The 16,125-nt window shown below is 46.5% G+C and carries 14 protein-coding genes; all 14 read left to right on the forward strand.

Features of this window, described 5'->3' with window-relative positions; genetic code table 11:
- The first annotated feature begins 38 nt into the window (after window positions 1–38).
- The 14 genes from asd (at window position 39) to FG11_RS03750 (ending at window position 16,024) form a co-directional block, all read left to right on the forward strand.
- On the forward strand, window positions 39–1,151 hold the full coding sequence (gene asd, locus FG11_RS03685; RefSeq protein WP_020181723.1) for an aspartate-semialdehyde dehydrogenase: 1,113 nt from the start codon (window positions 39–41) through the stop codon (window positions 1,149–1,151).
- Between the two features lie 156 nt (window positions 1,152–1,307).
- Window positions 1,308–4,142, forward strand: a complete 2,835-nt coding sequence (locus FG11_RS03690; protein ID WP_047533201.1) for a FimV/HubP family polar landmark protein — start codon at window positions 1,308–1,310, stop codon at window positions 4,140–4,142.
- 95 nt (window positions 4,143–4,237) lie between these two features.
- Window positions 4,238–4,867: a CbiQ family ECF transporter T component gene (locus FG11_RS03695; RefSeq protein ID WP_025224081.1), complete on the forward strand. Its 630-nt coding sequence runs from the start codon at window positions 4,238–4,240 to the stop codon at window positions 4,865–4,867.
- Window positions 4,868–4,869: 2 nt separating this feature from the next.
- Entirely contained in the window at window positions 4,870–5,649 is a 780-nt protein-coding gene (gene truA / locus FG11_RS03700; RefSeq protein ID WP_025224082.1) for a tRNA pseudouridine(38-40) synthase TruA, read from the forward strand.
- Between the two features lie 91 nt (window positions 5,650–5,740).
- Complete coding sequence (locus FG11_RS03705) at window positions 5,741–6,364, forward strand: phosphoribosylanthranilate isomerase (protein WP_047535734.1); 624 nt, start codon at window positions 5,741–5,743, stop codon at window positions 6,362–6,364.
- Between the two features lie 14 nt (window positions 6,365–6,378).
- Window positions 6,379–7,581 (forward strand): tryptophan synthase subunit beta, encoded by a 1,203-nt coding sequence (trpB, locus tag FG11_RS03710; protein ID WP_020181728.1) that lies wholly within the window; start codon window positions 6,379–6,381, stop codon window positions 7,579–7,581.
- Between the two features lie 40 nt (window positions 7,582–7,621).
- Complete coding sequence (gene trpA / locus FG11_RS03715) at window positions 7,622–8,422, forward strand: tryptophan synthase subunit alpha (protein WP_025224084.1); 801 nt, start codon at window positions 7,622–7,624, stop codon at window positions 8,420–8,422.
- Window positions 8,423–8,464: 42 nt separating this feature from the next.
- Window positions 8,465–9,331: an acetyl-CoA carboxylase, carboxyltransferase subunit beta gene (accD, locus tag FG11_RS03720; RefSeq protein ID WP_020181730.1), complete on the forward strand. Its 867-nt coding sequence runs from the start codon at window positions 8,465–8,467 to the stop codon at window positions 9,329–9,331.
- Window positions 9,332–9,344: 13 nt separating this feature from the next.
- Complete coding sequence (gene folC / locus FG11_RS03725; protein ID WP_025224085.1) at window positions 9,345–10,676, forward strand: bifunctional tetrahydrofolate synthase/dihydrofolate synthase; 1,332 nt, start codon at window positions 9,345–9,347, stop codon at window positions 10,674–10,676.
- Between the two features lie 14 nt (window positions 10,677–10,690).
- Window positions 10,691–11,350, forward strand: a complete 660-nt coding sequence (locus FG11_RS03730; protein ID WP_047533205.1) for an SPOR domain-containing protein — start codon at window positions 10,691–10,693, stop codon at window positions 11,348–11,350.
- 18 nt (window positions 11,351–11,368) lie between these two features.
- Window positions 11,369–11,866 carry a CvpA family protein gene (locus FG11_RS03735; RefSeq protein ID WP_047533208.1) on the forward strand — a complete coding sequence of 166 codons (498 nt, stop codon included), beginning with the start codon at window positions 11,369–11,371 and terminating at the stop codon, window positions 11,864–11,866.
- 39 nt (window positions 11,867–11,905) lie between these two features.
- A complete protein-coding gene (gene purF / locus FG11_RS03740; protein ID WP_020181734.1) occupies window positions 11,906–13,441 on the forward strand; it encodes an amidophosphoribosyltransferase in 1,536 nt (511 codons plus the stop codon).
- A gap of 84 nt (window positions 13,442–13,525) precedes the next feature.
- Window positions 13,526–14,650 carry a dTDP-4-amino-4,6-dideoxygalactose transaminase gene (rffA, locus tag FG11_RS03745; protein WP_047533211.1) on the forward strand — a complete coding sequence of 375 codons (1,125 nt, stop codon included), beginning with the start codon at window positions 13,526–13,528 and terminating at the stop codon, window positions 14,648–14,650.
- Between the two features lie 183 nt (window positions 14,651–14,833).
- Window positions 14,834–16,024: an O-succinylhomoserine sulfhydrylase gene (locus FG11_RS03750; protein ID WP_047533214.1), complete on the forward strand. Its 1,191-nt coding sequence runs from the start codon at window positions 14,834–14,836 to the stop codon at window positions 16,022–16,024.
- The last annotated feature ends 101 nt before the right edge of the window (window positions 16,025–16,125 follow it).

A 16,125-nucleotide genomic window follows, 5' to 3' on the forward strand; every position in this document is an offset into this window, starting at 1 on the left:
GTAAGGTGTGAAGATAATAGAGTGATGGGGATATCAAGATGTTGAAAGTAGGGTTTGTCGGCTGGCGCGGTATGGTGGGTTCTGTGCTCATGCAGCGCATGATGCAAGAAAATGACTTTGCGGATATTGAGCCGCAATTCTTTACCACATCGCAAACAGGTGGGGCTGCGCCTAATGTTGGCAAAGATTCTCCTGCCTTAAAAGATGCAAAAAATATTGCAGAACTGACTGCAATGGATGTGATTGTCTCTTGCCAAGGCGGCGACTATACCTCTGATATTTTCCCGCAACTACGCAACGCTGGTTGGGATGGCCACTGGATTGACGCGGCCTCCACCTTGCGCATGGATAAAAATGCCGTGATCATTCTTGACCCAGTCAACATGGGTGTCATCAAAGATGCACTACAGGCTGGTGGTAAAAACTGGATTGGCGGCAACTGTACTGTTTCGCTGATGTTAATGGCGCTTAATGGCTTGTTTAAAGCGGATTTAGTGGAGTGGGCTACATCTATGACCTATCAGGCTGCCTCTGGTGCTGGTGCCCAGAATATGCGTGAACTCATCAAACAGATGGGCGTCGTCAATCACTCTGTCAGCGGACTATTGGCTGATCCTGCCTCGGCAATCTTAGAGATCGATAAAACGGTCGCGGATACTATTCGCTCAGATGCATACCCAACGCCACACTTCGGTGTGCCATTGGCGGGTAGCTTGATTCCCTGGATCGATAAAGATTTGGGTAATGGGCAAAGCAAAGAAGAGTGGAAGGGTGGCGTGGAAACCAATAAAATCCTTGGACGTGAAGCCAATCCTATCGTGATTGACGGCTTGTGTGTGCGCATCGGTGCCATGCGCTGTCACTCTCAAGCCTTGACTATCAAGTTAAGAAAAGATGTGCCGTTAGATGAAATTAATCAGATGCTATCTGAGGCGAACGAATGGGCAAAAGTAGTGCCGAATGAACGTGAAGTAAGCATGCGTGAACTCACGCCTGCTGCGGTGACTGGTACACTGACAACCCCTGTGGGGCGTTTGCGCAAACTGGCCATGGGGAATGATTACCTTTCTGCCTTTACCGTAGGGGACCAATTGCTGTGGGGTGCGGCTGAGCCATTGAGACGCATGTTACGTATTTTAGTGACGCAGTAAGTTTCATTGTACAGCTGTCATCCGTTGTTAAAATGACACAGATAACATTAAACAAATACATAGCTAGCGAACATAATGTGCGTTATGAGCTTGCATCTCTAACTATTTGATGTTATTTTTGTTCTTGCAGAAATTAAGTGAAACAAGGGTGGGATAGTGCAGAGTCCAAAATTAAAAAATTTAGCATTTGCCTTATGTCTAGCATTTCTTCCTTCTACCGTACTTGCGGCAGGTTTGGGAAAGCTAAATGTGATGTCGGGATTGGGTGAACCGTTAAAAGCCGATATCGAATTGCTTTCCGTTACACCTGAAGAACTCTCCACGATAAGCGCAGCCATTGCTTCTACAGAAGCGTATGCCAATCAAGGCATTGAAAAACCAGCCTCACATAGCGACATCAAAATACAGGTCACTAAAAATACACGTGGTGTACCTGTGCTTAAGCTCAATAGCGTACAACCTATTACCGATGCATTTTTAGATATGCTCATTCAGGTGGACTGGTCATCCGGTCGTCTGTTAAGAGAGTACACCTTGCTGCTAGACCCTCCTGGTTATAACAGCGAGTCACAAACAAGCACAACACAACTGCCTTCCTCAGGTGCTACTACACAGGCCACGGCTTCCACCACAACTGAGACAGTTGTGGGCGGTGGTGCAAAAGCTGCGCCATCCGGAGTCGCCAAGCCAAAGAAGTCTAGCGCGTCACCTAAGCCTGAAGAAGTTCGGGCAAATCAAGCTCCCGTAGAAGAAGTTGTTTCTACTGAAACACAAGAATATACCACCGCACGTGGTGACACGCTTGTTAAAATTGCGCAAGAAATGAAGCCAGAAGGCGTGAGCTTAGAGCAAATGCTGGTAGGTTTGTATCAAGCCAATCCTAAAGCATTTGACGGTAACAATATGAACCGCTTGAAAGTCGGTCAAATTGTTCGCGCGCCAAGTGCAGAACAATTAGAGTCGACCAGTAAAAAATCAGCGTCTAAAGAAGTACGCGTACACAGTGCCAACTGGAACGCTTATAAAAATAAATTAGCTGGTATTGTTGCTGAGAGCGCCGGTACAGAAGATACAGCACCTTCACAATCGAGCAGTGGTAAGGTGATGGCGGCTGAGGATAAAGCAACTCCTCCGGCAAGCGGACCACGTGATGTGGTGAAATTGTCGGCCAGCGATAGTGCTGCCAAAAATGGTACTGGCGATAAAGCATTGCAAGACAAAGTGATTGCATTGCAAGAAGAAGCGACTGCGAAAGAAAATGCATTAAAAGAAGCGCATGGCAGAACAGCAGATCTCGAGAAGCAAATTGAAGACATGAAAAAGCTCATGGCGCTTAAAAATGATGCCATGGCTAAAATTCAGAGTGATGCAGCCAATCAGCCTAAACCGGAAGCGACTACTCCTGCGACTGCACCTACGCCAGCAGAAGCAGCGCCTGTGCAGGCAGATACATCGCCCCCAGTCACAAATCCAACAGTGAATACGCCGCCCGCAGAACCAGAAGCTGCAAAACCTGCGGAAGCCAAAGCACCCGCTGCACCTACACCAGCACCTGTTGCCGAGCCGCCAAGTGTGGTAGATGGCATCTTGCAAAATGTGGATACCGCCACGTTAGGGCTTGCAGGCGGTGGTTTGGCATTGTTGGGTGCAGGATGGCTGTACCTCAGAAATAAACGTAAAAAGAACTTAACCAGCTTTGAAGAAGGCATCATGACTTCAGGTGGGTTGAAAGCGAATACCGTATTTGGTAATACGGCTGGTGGCACCGTAGATACTGGTGACACTTCATTTTTAACAGATTTCTCACAAAGTACTTCTGGCGGCATGATCGATGCGCATGATGTAGACCCAATTGCGGAAGCAGAAGTCTACATGGCGTATGGCCGTGACGCACAAGCGGAAGAAATTCTGAAAGATGCGATTGTCAAAGAGCCTAAGCGTCACGAGTTACACTTAAAACTTTTAGAGATTTATCAAGCGAGCGGCAATACCTCTGCATTTGAGACAATTTCCGGTGAGTTGTACACTACATTAGGCGCCTCTGATCCTGTTTGGGCAAAGGTTGCACAACTCGGGATTAAGATGGACCCGGAAAATCCATTGTATAAAGTGGAAGCAGTCGAGCAAGAGAGTCCTGAGTCCTCTGCAAGCAGTGCAAAAGACGATTTCTTCGCCAGCTACGACAGTGATGCAGTCTCGCAAGAGGCTGCCGAAGATGCGTTCTCGGTAGATCCACTCAACCTAGATCAAGACAACACGACCATTAGCAATGTCACTGAACAAAGTCCATTTGACCTGGATTTAGGTGCACTGGACTTTGATATGGATACGCCAGCAGAAGCGCTTCCAGCGGATGTTCCTGTCGCGCTAGAGGAGTCTGCATATGACTTGGATGCGTTAAATTTAGAAGATAGCGCAGGGGCAGCTGAGCAAGTGTTCTCTGTGAAAGGTGATGCAGACGCGTTATCTGATTTGCCGGAAATAGGTGCGATGTCGTTAGATGATGATGCATCAGATTTTTCAGCAGCAGATACGGACCAAGTAAAAGAGACGCCTGCGTCCTTAGATGTGCCCACCATCGACTTCCCCAATTTCTCGATGCAGGCAAGTAGTGAGGATAGTATTGAGATAACTGCGGTAAATGTGCCAGAACAAGTAGAAGTGAAGGAAGCTGGTCTTGAAGACTTTAATCTTGAGTTTGGCGAGTCAAACGACGATGCACAACCAGATGACTTGGGAATGGCGCAAGCGCCAAGCTTTGACTTAACCGATATCAATCTTGATTTAAATGAGTTATCTACCAGTAGTGCGGCGTCACCAATGATGTCAGCCGGAGAACCGGAAGAGGTGGAAACTAAATTGGATTTGGTGATGGCTTATTTGGATATGGAAGATAAAATAGGCGCAAAAGAGCTACTCGAAGAGGTGTTGAAAGAAGGTGGTGAAAGTCAACGCAAGCGTGCCACTGAGTTGCTAGAAAAAATAGGTTAAATAGCGCTGCGCAAGCGATAGTCTTATATAAAAGCCGACAGTCATGTCGGCTTTTTGTTTGCCCCTATTCCATGCTTGGCTAGGTATAATGCCGCATGCATGTTTTGGTAAAACTGTTTTGTTTATTGATGTTGACATTGGCGCTAGCCTTTGTGAACTTGCAACAGATCATTTGGATGAGCGTGGTATTGGTAGCTGCTGCGTTGACGGTTGATACAAAAACATTAGTTAGTATGATGGTGCGTATCCGGTGGCTGCTATTGATACTTGCGCTGATGTATGCTTTTTCCACACCTGGTGAATATATACCACTTTGGGGTTTGCCGTTGCGCCCTACATATGAGGGCCTATTGCTAGGGTTAACTCAGCTGTTGAAAATGGTCATTATGTTGACAGGGCTGAGCCTTGTACTTGCTACTACAAGTCGCAGTATGTTGATTGGTGGCTTGTACCAACTTTTGTTACCACTAAGATGCATTGGATTGGATGCTGAAAGGTTTGCGGTACGTATATGGCTAACTTTGTATTATGCAGAAATACGCAAGCAAACTATACGGCAGCATGCAAAAGGGTTGGATTTTAATCAATTGTTTACGCTATCTGAACAGATGACACCCAGCACTTCTCAAGACCGTATTACGATAGAAGTACACCGGATGAAGCGACGTGATTATGTATTGATGCTGTTTATTGCATTATATTTATTGGCATTAGGGGCGATGTAGTGTTGCGTATTGCATTGGGAATAGAATACAACGGCGCGCATTATTGCGGGTGGCAAAGCCAGCCGAACCAAAAAGCAGTGCAGGATGCATTGGAGCAGGCGATTCAGAAGATTGCCACGCACCCGATACGTGTGCATGCTGCTGGCCGTACTGATACCGGCGTACACGCATTGATGCAGGTAGTGCATTTTGAGACGTCAACACTAAGGCCGCTCACGGCTTGGGTACGCGGTGTCAATGCACATTTACCAGATACGGTGCGCGTGCTTTGGTCGTGCGAAGTAGATGAAGCCTTTCATGCAAGGTTTTCGGCCATACAACGTAGTTACCAATACGTATTATTTAATCAGCCACAAAGTGCTGCTATTCAGCACGATCGGGTCGGTTGGTATCATCAGCCCTTAGATATTGCGCAGATGCAACAAGCGATTGCCTATTTGCGCGGTGAGCATGACTTCAGTGCGTTCCGCGCCAGTGAATGCCAAGCAAAATCGCCCATCAAATGCATGGCTGTGGCAGAGGTAAATCAAATCGGGGATTATTTTGTGTTTGCGTTTTCTGCCAATGCATTTTTGCAACATCAGGTACGCAATATGGTGGGCGCGTTAATTTATGTGGGCGCGGGTAAGCAGGATGCTACATCTATTCAAACCCTATTGGCGGCACGTGATAGAACACAATCACCCCCAACATTTTCACCTAATGGCCTATATTTAACCGGTGTTCAATATGGTGCAGAGTGGGGTTTGCCGGATACGCAACGGCGATTGACGTTCATTTGACGTTGAATTAATGGTGAAAGACTGTGACATCTATAGATATCTGTGGATGTTTCAGTTAATCTTCACCCTCCCATAGGATAAGAGAATGCAATTGCGTACACGTGTCAAAATTTGCGGCATTACCCGCCCTCAGGATGCTATCACAGCGATTGAGCAGGGCGCAGATGCCATTGGCTTGGTGTTCTATGCACCAAGCCCTAGAAATGTCAGTATCGAGCAAGCCGCAGAAATCGTTGCAAATCTGCCGCCATATGTCAGCAAAGTCGGGTTGTTTGTGAATGCAGAGCCTGCGTTTATTAGCTCAGTACTCAAACGTGTAGCTTTAGATTGCTTGCAGTTTCACGGAGACGAAACAGCCGCAGAATGTGAGCAAATTAATATGCCTTATTACAAGGCGATTCGCGTTAAAAATGACACAAATTTGTTACAATACGCGTCTCAATATCCGCGCGCTAACGCGCTGCTGTTGGATGCCTATTCTGAGGCTGCAGTAGGGGGGACTGGACAGGTGTTTGATTGGTCATTAATTCCATCCGAGATGGGTAAGCCAATTATTCTTGCTGGCGGGCTCACACCGGAAAATGTAGCACAGGCAATCAAACAAGTCAGGCCTTATGCAGTAGATGTGAGTGGCGGAGTTGAAGCAAACAAAGGTATTAAAGATGCATCAAAAATCGCATCGTTTATGCAGGCTGTTAATCAATTTAGAAGTTAGATTTGGAGTTAAACATGCAAGTGTATGATATGCCAGATGCGCGTGGGCATTTCGGTCAGTTCGGCGGTGTTTTTGTAGCAGAGACCTTAGTAGAGGCGCTGGAAGAATTACGCTTGATGTATGAAAAATACCGTCATGATCCGGAGTTTTTGGCGGAATTTGCCTATGATCTTAAGCATTTTGTCGGACGTCCTAGCCCGATTTATCATGCCAAGCGTTTATCAGACAAAATTGGCGGCGCGCAAATCTATCTGAAACGTGAAGACTTAAACCACACTGGCGCACACAAAGTTAACAACACCATCGGTCAGGCATTATTGGCAAAACGTATGGGTAAGCCACGTGTCATTGCTGAAACAGGTGCAGGTCAGCATGGTGTTGCCACAGCTACAATTGCTGCACGTTTGGGTCTTGAGTGTGTCGTGTATATGGGTGCTGAAGATGTGAAGCGTCAGGCCCCTAACGTGTTTAGAATGAAGCTACTAGGTGCAACAGTTGTGCCGGTAGAAAGTGGCTCTAAAACGCTGAAAGATGCATTAAATGAAGCCATGCGTGATTGGGTCACCAATATCTCTGATACGTTTTACATTATTGGCACTGTAGCCGGTCCGCACCCATATCCTATGATGGTACGTGATTTTCAGTCGGTGATTGGTATTGAAGCCAAAGATCAAATGATTGAAATGCTTGGCAGACAGCCGGATGCGATTGTAGCTTGCGTTGGCGGCGGTTCAAACGCCATGGGGATTTTCTACCCATATATTGACGTGCCTAATGTGAGGCTTATTGGTGTAGAGGCTGCTGGCCACGGCCTTGAAACAGGCATGCATGCGGCACCGCTTACTGCGAATAGTCCGGTAGGCGTATTACACGGTAACCGTACCTATTTGATGCAAGATGCAGATGGCAATATTATCGAAACTCACTCGGTCTCAGCTGGTTTGGACTACCCAGGCGTCGGGCCAGAACATGCTTGGTTGAAAGATATCAAACGTGCTGAATATGTTGCCATTACCGATGATGAAGCGATGGCTGCATTTCATCAGCTGTGTCGTACCGAGGGCATTATTCCTGCATTAGAGTCTAGTCATGCGCTGGCTTATGCGGAGAAATTGGCTAAAACGATGCCTAAAGATCAGGTGATATTAGTGAACTTGTCTGGTCGCGGCGATAAAGACATCAATACCGTCGCCAAGCTTGCTAACATCACTTTATAAATACATCACACCCATCCCATCTATTTAACTTATCACTCTCATGTCACGCATTCAATCTACTTTCGATACCCTTAAATCGCAACACAAAAAAGCACTGGTACCCTATATTACGGCGGGTGATCCGCATCCTAAATGGACGGTGGAGCTCATGCATACATTGGTGAAGCATGGTGCGGATATGATTGAGTTGGGGGTTCCGTTTTCTGATCCAATGGCGGATGGCCCTGTCATTCAGCGCGCAAGCGAGCGCGCTTTGGTACACAAAATGGGTTTGCGTAAAGTGTTGGAAATGGTGGGCGAGTTTAGAAAAACAGACGCTCACACGCCGATTGTGTTGATGGGCTATGCCAATCCGATTGAAGCGATGGGTATCGCACAGTTTACGCAGTTATCCAAGCAAATGGGCGTGGATGGTGTGCTCACCGTAGATTATCCACCAGAGGAGTGTGGGGCGTTTAACCAAGCGCTGTCTGCGGCTGGCATTGATAGTATTTTTCTGCTTTCGCCCACTACAGAGCCAGCACGGACTGATTTGATTGCACAACAAGCAACTGGCTTTTTATATTATGTATCGCTTAAAGGTGTGACTGGTGCAGCAAATTTAGATATTGAAGAAGTGAAAAAGCGTGTTGCCGAGATTAAAACAAAAACGCATTTACCGATTGGTGTAGGGTTTGGCGTAAAAGATGCTGCTACTGCAAAATCCGTTGCCGCTATTGCGGATGCGGTGGTAGTGGGCAGCCGAATGGTGCTGACCATTGAAGCATCGAATGAAGATAATTTGATTGAGAATGTAAGCAAGCTGATGCAAGAGTTGCGTACAGCGATTGACGCATCTTAAATTATTACAATAACAATCCCAGAGTAGTCATGAGGAGTAGCCATGAGTTGGTTAGATAAAATCCCGCAAAAAGTAAAACGCGCAGTCGGTTCTGTGCAAAAACGTAATGTGCCAGAAGGTTTATGGAGTAAATGTGACTCTTGCCAAACGGTGCTTTATCGCTCTGATTTGGAGTCGAACGCAGAGGTTTGCCCTAAATGCAGCCATCATAATCGCGTGGGTGCACGTGCCAGATTAAATACCTTGCTAGATCCGGAAAACCGCATTGAGATTGGTGATGAAGTCAGCCCGGTAGATGCCTTAAAGTTTAAAGATAGCAAAAGCTACGCAGATCGCATGAAGCTAGCGCAAAAAGAAGTAGGCGAGAAAGACGCTCTCATTGTGATGCAGGGGGCTATAGAGGGCTTGCCTGTAGTCGCAGCTGTATTTGAGTTTAAATTCATGGGTGGCTCAATGGGCGCCGTTGTAGGTGAGCGCTTTGTCCGTGGCGTGCAGGCAGCGATTGCGCAAAAATCTCCCTTTATTTGTGTTTCTGCCAGCGGCGGTGCACGCATGCAGGAAGGTTTGTTATCGCTGATGCAAATGGCCAAAACCAGCGCTGCACTTACCAAGCTTTCTGAAGCGGGTATGCCTTATGTGTCTATTTTGACCGACCCTACCATGGGCGGTGTATCTGCCAGCTTTGCTATGTTGGGCGATATTATTATTGCCGAGCCTAATGCCTTGATTGGCTTTGCCGGTCCACGGGTGATTGAGCAAACCGTGCGCGAGACGCTACCGGAAGGTTTCCAACGCGCTGAATTTTTATTAGCACATGGGGCCATTGATATGATTGTAGACCGTCGTGAATTGCGCCAAAAGCTTGCCACCATGTTGTCCAGCCTGCTCAAAATTCCTAAAGTTGCCTAATTAAAGTCTATTTGTGAGTAAGCCTATTGCCAAGCCCAATTCTGTAGACGGATGGCTTGCGTACATTGAAGCATTGCATCCCAAGTCTATTGCCATGGGCTTGGAGCGTGTGTCTATCGTGGCGGAACGTCTGGGCTTTTTTCAGCACCATTCACGCCCCACTATCATTACGATTGCCGGTACCAATGGCAAAGGTTCTTCCTGCGCCATGCTTGAGCACATCTATACAGCGGCAGGGTATCTTGTAGGATGCTATACCTCCCCCCATCTATTACGTTATCAAGAGCGCGTACGTGTGAATCGACAAGAGATAGCCGACGATGCTTTATGTGCAGCTTTTGCTGCAGTAGAAGATGCTAGGCAGGAGATTGAACTTACTTATTTTGAAATGGGCACACTTGCAGCCATGTGGCACTTTGCGCAACAAGCACTCGACGTACTTGTGCTGGAGGTAGGCTTGGGTGGTCGCTTAGATGCAGTGAATATCTTTGATGCAGACTGCGCCATTGTCACCAATATTGATTTGGATCACATGGAGTATCTAGGCGATACGCGCGAGAAAATTGGCTTGGAAAAGGCTGGAGTCTACCGTCCACGTCAAATTTCGATTTGCGGAGACCGTGCGCCACCACAAAGTTTAATGGATTATGCAGTCTCGATCGGCACACATTTGGATTGCATCCAGCAAGCATTTGAAGTGCAATCTGATGCCAATGGCTGGCATTATCGTGATGCGTCAGGCGTGCTTAAAGTACCCCAACTCTCTTTAATGGGTGAGTTTCAAAAAGACAATGCAGCTTCTGTGATTTATGCGATACGGGCATTGCAGTCGGAATTGCCTGTGGCCGATGAAGTGATTGCGACTACGCTGCCGCGTGTGCAACTGCAGGGGCGTTTTCAGTATTTGCATCGCGATCCGGATGTGATTGTGGATGTTGCGCACAACCCGCAAGCAGCGCAGTCACTCTTTGATAACTTAACTGAAATTCAAAAAAATATGCCCAATAATGGGCGATTGATTGCAGTTTTTGCCATGCTTGCCGATAAAGATATTCATGCGGTGGTGCAAATACTCAGGCAAAAAATGGATGTATGGTATGTGGCTGAAATCAACCATCCACGCGCAGCCAAGCTTGATCAGTTGCTGGAGAGTTTGAAACTTGTGTCGACCAACACCGCTGTACATGCTTATTCGACCGTTGAAACTGCATTACTGGACGCCTGTAAAACTATGACAAAAAATGATAAAATAGTCGTGTTTGGTTCATTTTTTACCGTGGCTGCTGCGCTGGATTGTTGGCATCAAGCGGTCTTTTCAGATAATCACATTTTGGGTAAATCGTAAGATAAGACTTTTACATGCAAAAAGACTCTGCAGCAGATATTGAACTGAATCTTAAAAAGAAAGCGCGCAGACGCCTTGTAGGTGCAATTGCCATGGTGGTGTTAATGGTGATATTGCTGCCTGTCTTGCTCAAAGACAGGACGGCAGGGGTTTCGCAAGATGATGTGAAAATCTCTATTCAGCATGAAGACGTTGTTTCGCCTGTAGAGATGACACCAACAGCCCCTACAGATTTTGACTCTAACGTAGTGCCTGCAGAAAAACCGGCCACAGAACAATCATCCGTAGATAGTGTTGCGCAAGCCAAGCCATCAGATACCACGAGCAGTGTACCACCCGCTGCACCGGCTAAGCCAGCAGCGATAGAAGATCCAGAAGCTGCGGCTACAGTGCAACAGCCTAAGCCTGCGAAACCTGTAGATACACCGAAAGACAATGCGGCAAAAGGGCAGTTCTTTGTGCAAATTGGCGTGTTTTCCGAGATGACGAATGTAAAGCAATTACAATCCAAACTGACTAGCTTAGGCTATCAATCCAAGACCGAAAAAATCAGTACACCGAAAGGTGAGAAGATCCGTTTACGCTCGCAAGTGTTTGATAGTCGAAATGAGGCGGCGATTGCGCTGCAGAATATTAAAGAGGCTGGATTAACCGGGATGGTCGTGAGTCAATGACCATGCTGAGTGCAGCTTATGACAGTATTTGATTATGCTGTATTGGTGATTATCGGCATCTCTGTACTCATTAGCTTGATGCGGGGAGCTGTGCGGGAAATATTATCTCTAGCAGGCTGGATTCTGGCATTTTATATTGCACGCACCTATGCGAGCGAACTGGTGCCATTGCTGCCATATGGTATTCCAACAGAAAAACTCAAAATGCTCGCGGCCTTTTTGGTGTTGTTTTTAGCAGTGTTGCTGGTAACCAGTTTGTTGTCTATTGCACTCTCCGGCTTGTTAAAGGAAGTGGGGCTGGGTTGGCTGAATCGATTGCTAGGCGGTGTGTTCGGTTTGCTGAGAGGGTTGTTAATCGTGACCGTACTGGTACTGCTGGCGGGGATGACCCAGATACCTAAAGATGAACGTTGGGCCAATGCTATGTTTAGTGCGCCGTTGGAGGCATTGGCAAAAGCCGTGTTGATGTGGTTGCCCAAAAGCATCAGTCAGCATGTGAGTTATGAGCAAGTTTAGTTTTTTTAAATGTTTCAATCACACAGTGAAGGTTAATACATGTGCGGAATAATCGGTATTGTAGGTAAAAATCCAGTCAACCAGTTGTTGTACGATGGGTTGCTAGTACTACAACACAGAGGCCAAGATGCAGCAGGAATTGTCACCTGTGATGGCAATACGTTCAACATGCACAAAAACAATGGGCTAGTGAAAGATGTGTTCCAAACACGTCATATGCGCAGCTTGGTAGGGAATGCCGGTATTGCCCATGTGCGCTATCCTACAGCAGGCTCATCTAGTGCGGCAGAAGCACAGCCGTTCTACGTGAACTCTCCATTTGGTATCGTGCTGGGCCATAACGGTAACCTGACGAATTCCGAGCAGTTGAAATCTGAAATGTTCAGACAAGATTTGCGTCATATCAACACCAATTCAGATTCTGAAGTATTGTTGAATGTGTTGGCGCATGAGATTGAGAAAACCTCGCGCAATGCATTATTAAACACGGATATGGCATTTGATGCCGTGGCTGGCGTACATAGACGCTGTAAAGGCGCATATGCCGTCGTGGCCATGATTGCTAATTTCGGTTTGCTGGCGTTTCGTGATCCGCATGGCATTCGTCCTTTGGTGATTGGTAAACAAGATACCGATAAAGGGGTGGAATATATAGTTGCCTCTGAGAGCGTTGCATTGGATGTATTAGGGTTTAAACTCTTACGTGATGTGGAACCTGGTGAAGCCATCTTTATTGATATGGATGGCAATATGTTCAGCCGCCAATGTGCAGAAGCCCCTAAACTGACTTCCTGTATTTTTGAATATGTCTACTTAGCGCGCCCTGACTCTGTGATTGATGGCGTGTCTGTATACCAAACGCGCTTAGATATGGGTGTGAGTTTGGCTGAAAAGATCAAACGTGAGTGGTCTGATAAAAAAATCGACGTGGTGATTCCTATTCCAGATACCAGCCGCCCAAGCGCATTGCAATTGGGTATTGCACTGAATTTGGATTACCGAGAAGGGTTTATTAAAAACCGCTATATTGGCCGTACGTTTATTATGCCTGGCCAAGCTTTACGCAAAAAATCAGTGCGTCAAAAGTTAAATCCTATCGGCATCGAATTTAAAGGTAAGAATGTATTGCTGGTCGATGACTCGATTGTACGTGGCACCACCTCTCAACAAATTGTGCAAATGGCACGTGATGCGGGTGCTAATAAAGTATATTTTGCTTCAGCTGCGCCGCCAGTGCGCTTTCCAAACGTGTATGGTATTGATATGCCAAGTAGGGAAGAGTTGCTTGCTACGGGTAGAACTGACGAAGAAATTTGCCAAGAGATTGGTGCTGATGCATTGATTTATCAAGATCTTGATGCGTTGAAAGCAAGTATTGCCAAATCCAACCCACATTTAACGTCGTTTGATAGTAGCTGTTTTGATGGGGTTTATGTGACAGGCGATGTAGATGCGGCCTATTTAAACCGCATTGAAGCAGCACGCAGCGATATGAACAAAAAACAGAAGCCGCCAAACTCCAGCACACAGTTGGATTTGAATTTACTATCGACCGATACCGTCGGTGTCGATTGATTCTGTTAGCTCATATGGGTGATTTCTTAAAAAATTAAAGTTGATATACTGACTTCATTATTCTAAGAATTGTTGAATGAAGTCATGATTCCCTTTAATAAAATCTATCTGACGGGTAAAGAAATTACCTATATTCAAACCTCGCATGAGGTCGGTAATTTATCGGGTGATGGCGGCTTTACCCATAAAGCCTGCGAATGGCTCGAGCAAAGCACACATACCAAAAAAGCACTCATTACACACTCCTGCACGGCTGCACTAGAAATGGCGGCCATTCTTGCTGATATCCAGCCGGGTGATGAAGTCATCATGCCTTCTTACACATTTGTTTCTACCGCTAATGCTTTTGTGTTGCGTGGTGGCGTGCCGGTATTTGTTGATATTCGTCCGGATACGCTGAACATTGATGAAAGATTGATTGAAGCCGCTATCACACCACGTACCAAAGCCATTGTGCCGGTGCATTACGCTGGTGTCGGCTGTGAAATGGACACTATTGTCGCCATTGCTAAAAAACACAATTTAATGGTGATTGAAGATGCAGCGCAAGGCGTGATGTCGACCTACAAAGGTCGTGCATTAGGCACTATCGGTGATGTCGGCGCCTATTCTTTCCACGAAACTAAAAACATCATCTCTGGTGAAGGCGGGGCGATCTTAGTCAATCATGAGGATTTAATGCTACGTGCAGAAATTATCCGTGAAAAAGGGACTAATCGCAGCCAGTTTTATCGTGGGCAAGTAGATAAATATACATGGCAAGATGTTGGATCGTCTTATCTGCCGGGGGAGGATGTTGCTGCATTCTTGTTTGCTCAGCTTGAGCAAGCCAAGTACATTACACAGCGCCGCATGGATATTTGGAATACTTATCACACTGCGTTACAGGCGTTGGAGCAAAAGGGTGTATTAAGACGTCCAATTATTCCGGAAGGTTGTCAGCATAATGCGCACATGTATTATATTTTGCTTAACTCTCTGGAACAGCGCTCGGCATTGATTAAGCAGTTTAAAGCACGAGACATTCATCCAACCTTTCACTACATTCCGCTTCATGGGGCACCCGCTGGAAAAAAGTACGCACGTGCGCATGGCAGTATGCAACATACCGAAGACTTGTCCGATCGCTTATTGAGGCTACCACTGTGGGTTGGTTTGGAATCTCATCAGCATGAAGTGATTGATGTATTGACCCAATCATTTGCTTGATAAAATTCTTGACAACAAATTTGATTAAGCGTTAAATGGAATTGCGCTGATTTGAGTGGCCAACCTTAAACAAAGCCTTACTCAGCTTGCGAGCGCATAATAAATACAGCTAAAGCGAGAAAACAAAAACCCGTTTTAGCTTTGGCTTTAGCGGGTTTTTTATTGCCCAGAATGTGAAGAATCATGAACAATCAAGACTATCAAATTGAAACACTTAGTGTGCGTGCCGGTACCGAGACTACACCCTATGGTGAGAACTCCGAAGCACTGTTTTTAAATTCCAGCTTCCGTTTTAAAAATGCGGCACAAGCGGCAGCGCGATTCGGTGGTACCGAGCCCGGTAATATCTACTCTCGGTTTACCAATCCAACGGTTAGCATGTTCCAAGACAAGCTCGCAGCATTGGAAGGTGCGGAGCAGTGTGTGGCTACATCCAGCGGCATGTCTGCAATTTTAGCCTGCGTGATGGGGCTATGCAGCGCGGGCGATCACATTGTGGCTTCTAGAAGTATTTTTGGTACCAGTGTGCAGCTGTTTAGCAATATTCTTAAACGCTGGGGCTTGGATGTCACCTTTGTGTCTCTGACAGATGTAGAGGCTTGGCGTAGTGCAGCGTTGCCTAATACCAAATTGTTTTTTGTGGAGACGCCGTCTAACCCCTTAACCGATATTGGTGATATTGCAGCACTAGCAGACGTTGCACATGCGGTGGGTGCAAAATTGGTGGTAGACAATTGCTTTTGTACGCCAATTATTCAACGACCACTTGAGCTGGGTGCCGATATTGTGATTCACTCGGCAACCAAATATATTGATGGCCAAGGCCGTTGTTTGGGTGGTGCGGTGTTGGGGACGAAAGCGCTGATGGAGCCTGTGTATGGTTTTTTAAGAACAGCCGGCGTGACCATGAGTGCTTTTAATGCGTGGGTGTTTTTAAAAGGCTTGGAAACCCTGCACGTACGTATGGAAGCGCATGCGCGCAATGCACTGGCATTAGCAACATGGCTAGAGGCGCAGCCACAAGTGGCGCGTGTATATTACCCTGGCTTGGCATCACACCCGCAGCATGCCTTGGCGATGCGTCAGCAACGTAGTGGCGCGGGTATTGTGAGTTTTGAAGTGAAGGCAAAAGCTGGTCAGTCAGAACAAGAGGCTGCTTGGGCAGTGATTGATGCTACGGAATTGATTTCAATTACTGCAAACCTAGGCGATGCCAAGTCTACGATTACGCATCCGGCTACGACCACGCATAGTCGAGTTAGCGCAGAGGCGAGGGCGGCCGCAGGTGTCAAAGATAGTTTGGTGCGCATTGCCGTGGGCTTGGAGCATGTGGATGATCTGAAAAAAGATTTGGCCATTTTAAGCCAAGCTTGATATGAATGCAGTACATGAAAACGGGGCTAAGACCCCGTTTTTTTTATGGGCTATCTCCTTACTTTGCTGACGTATTTGTATGAATCATTTTTATGATTTTT

This window comes from Methylotenera sp. N17 (genome assembly GCF_000799155.1).
Taxonomy (GTDB): Bacteria; Pseudomonadota; Gammaproteobacteria; order Burkholderiales; family Methylophilaceae; genus Methylophilus.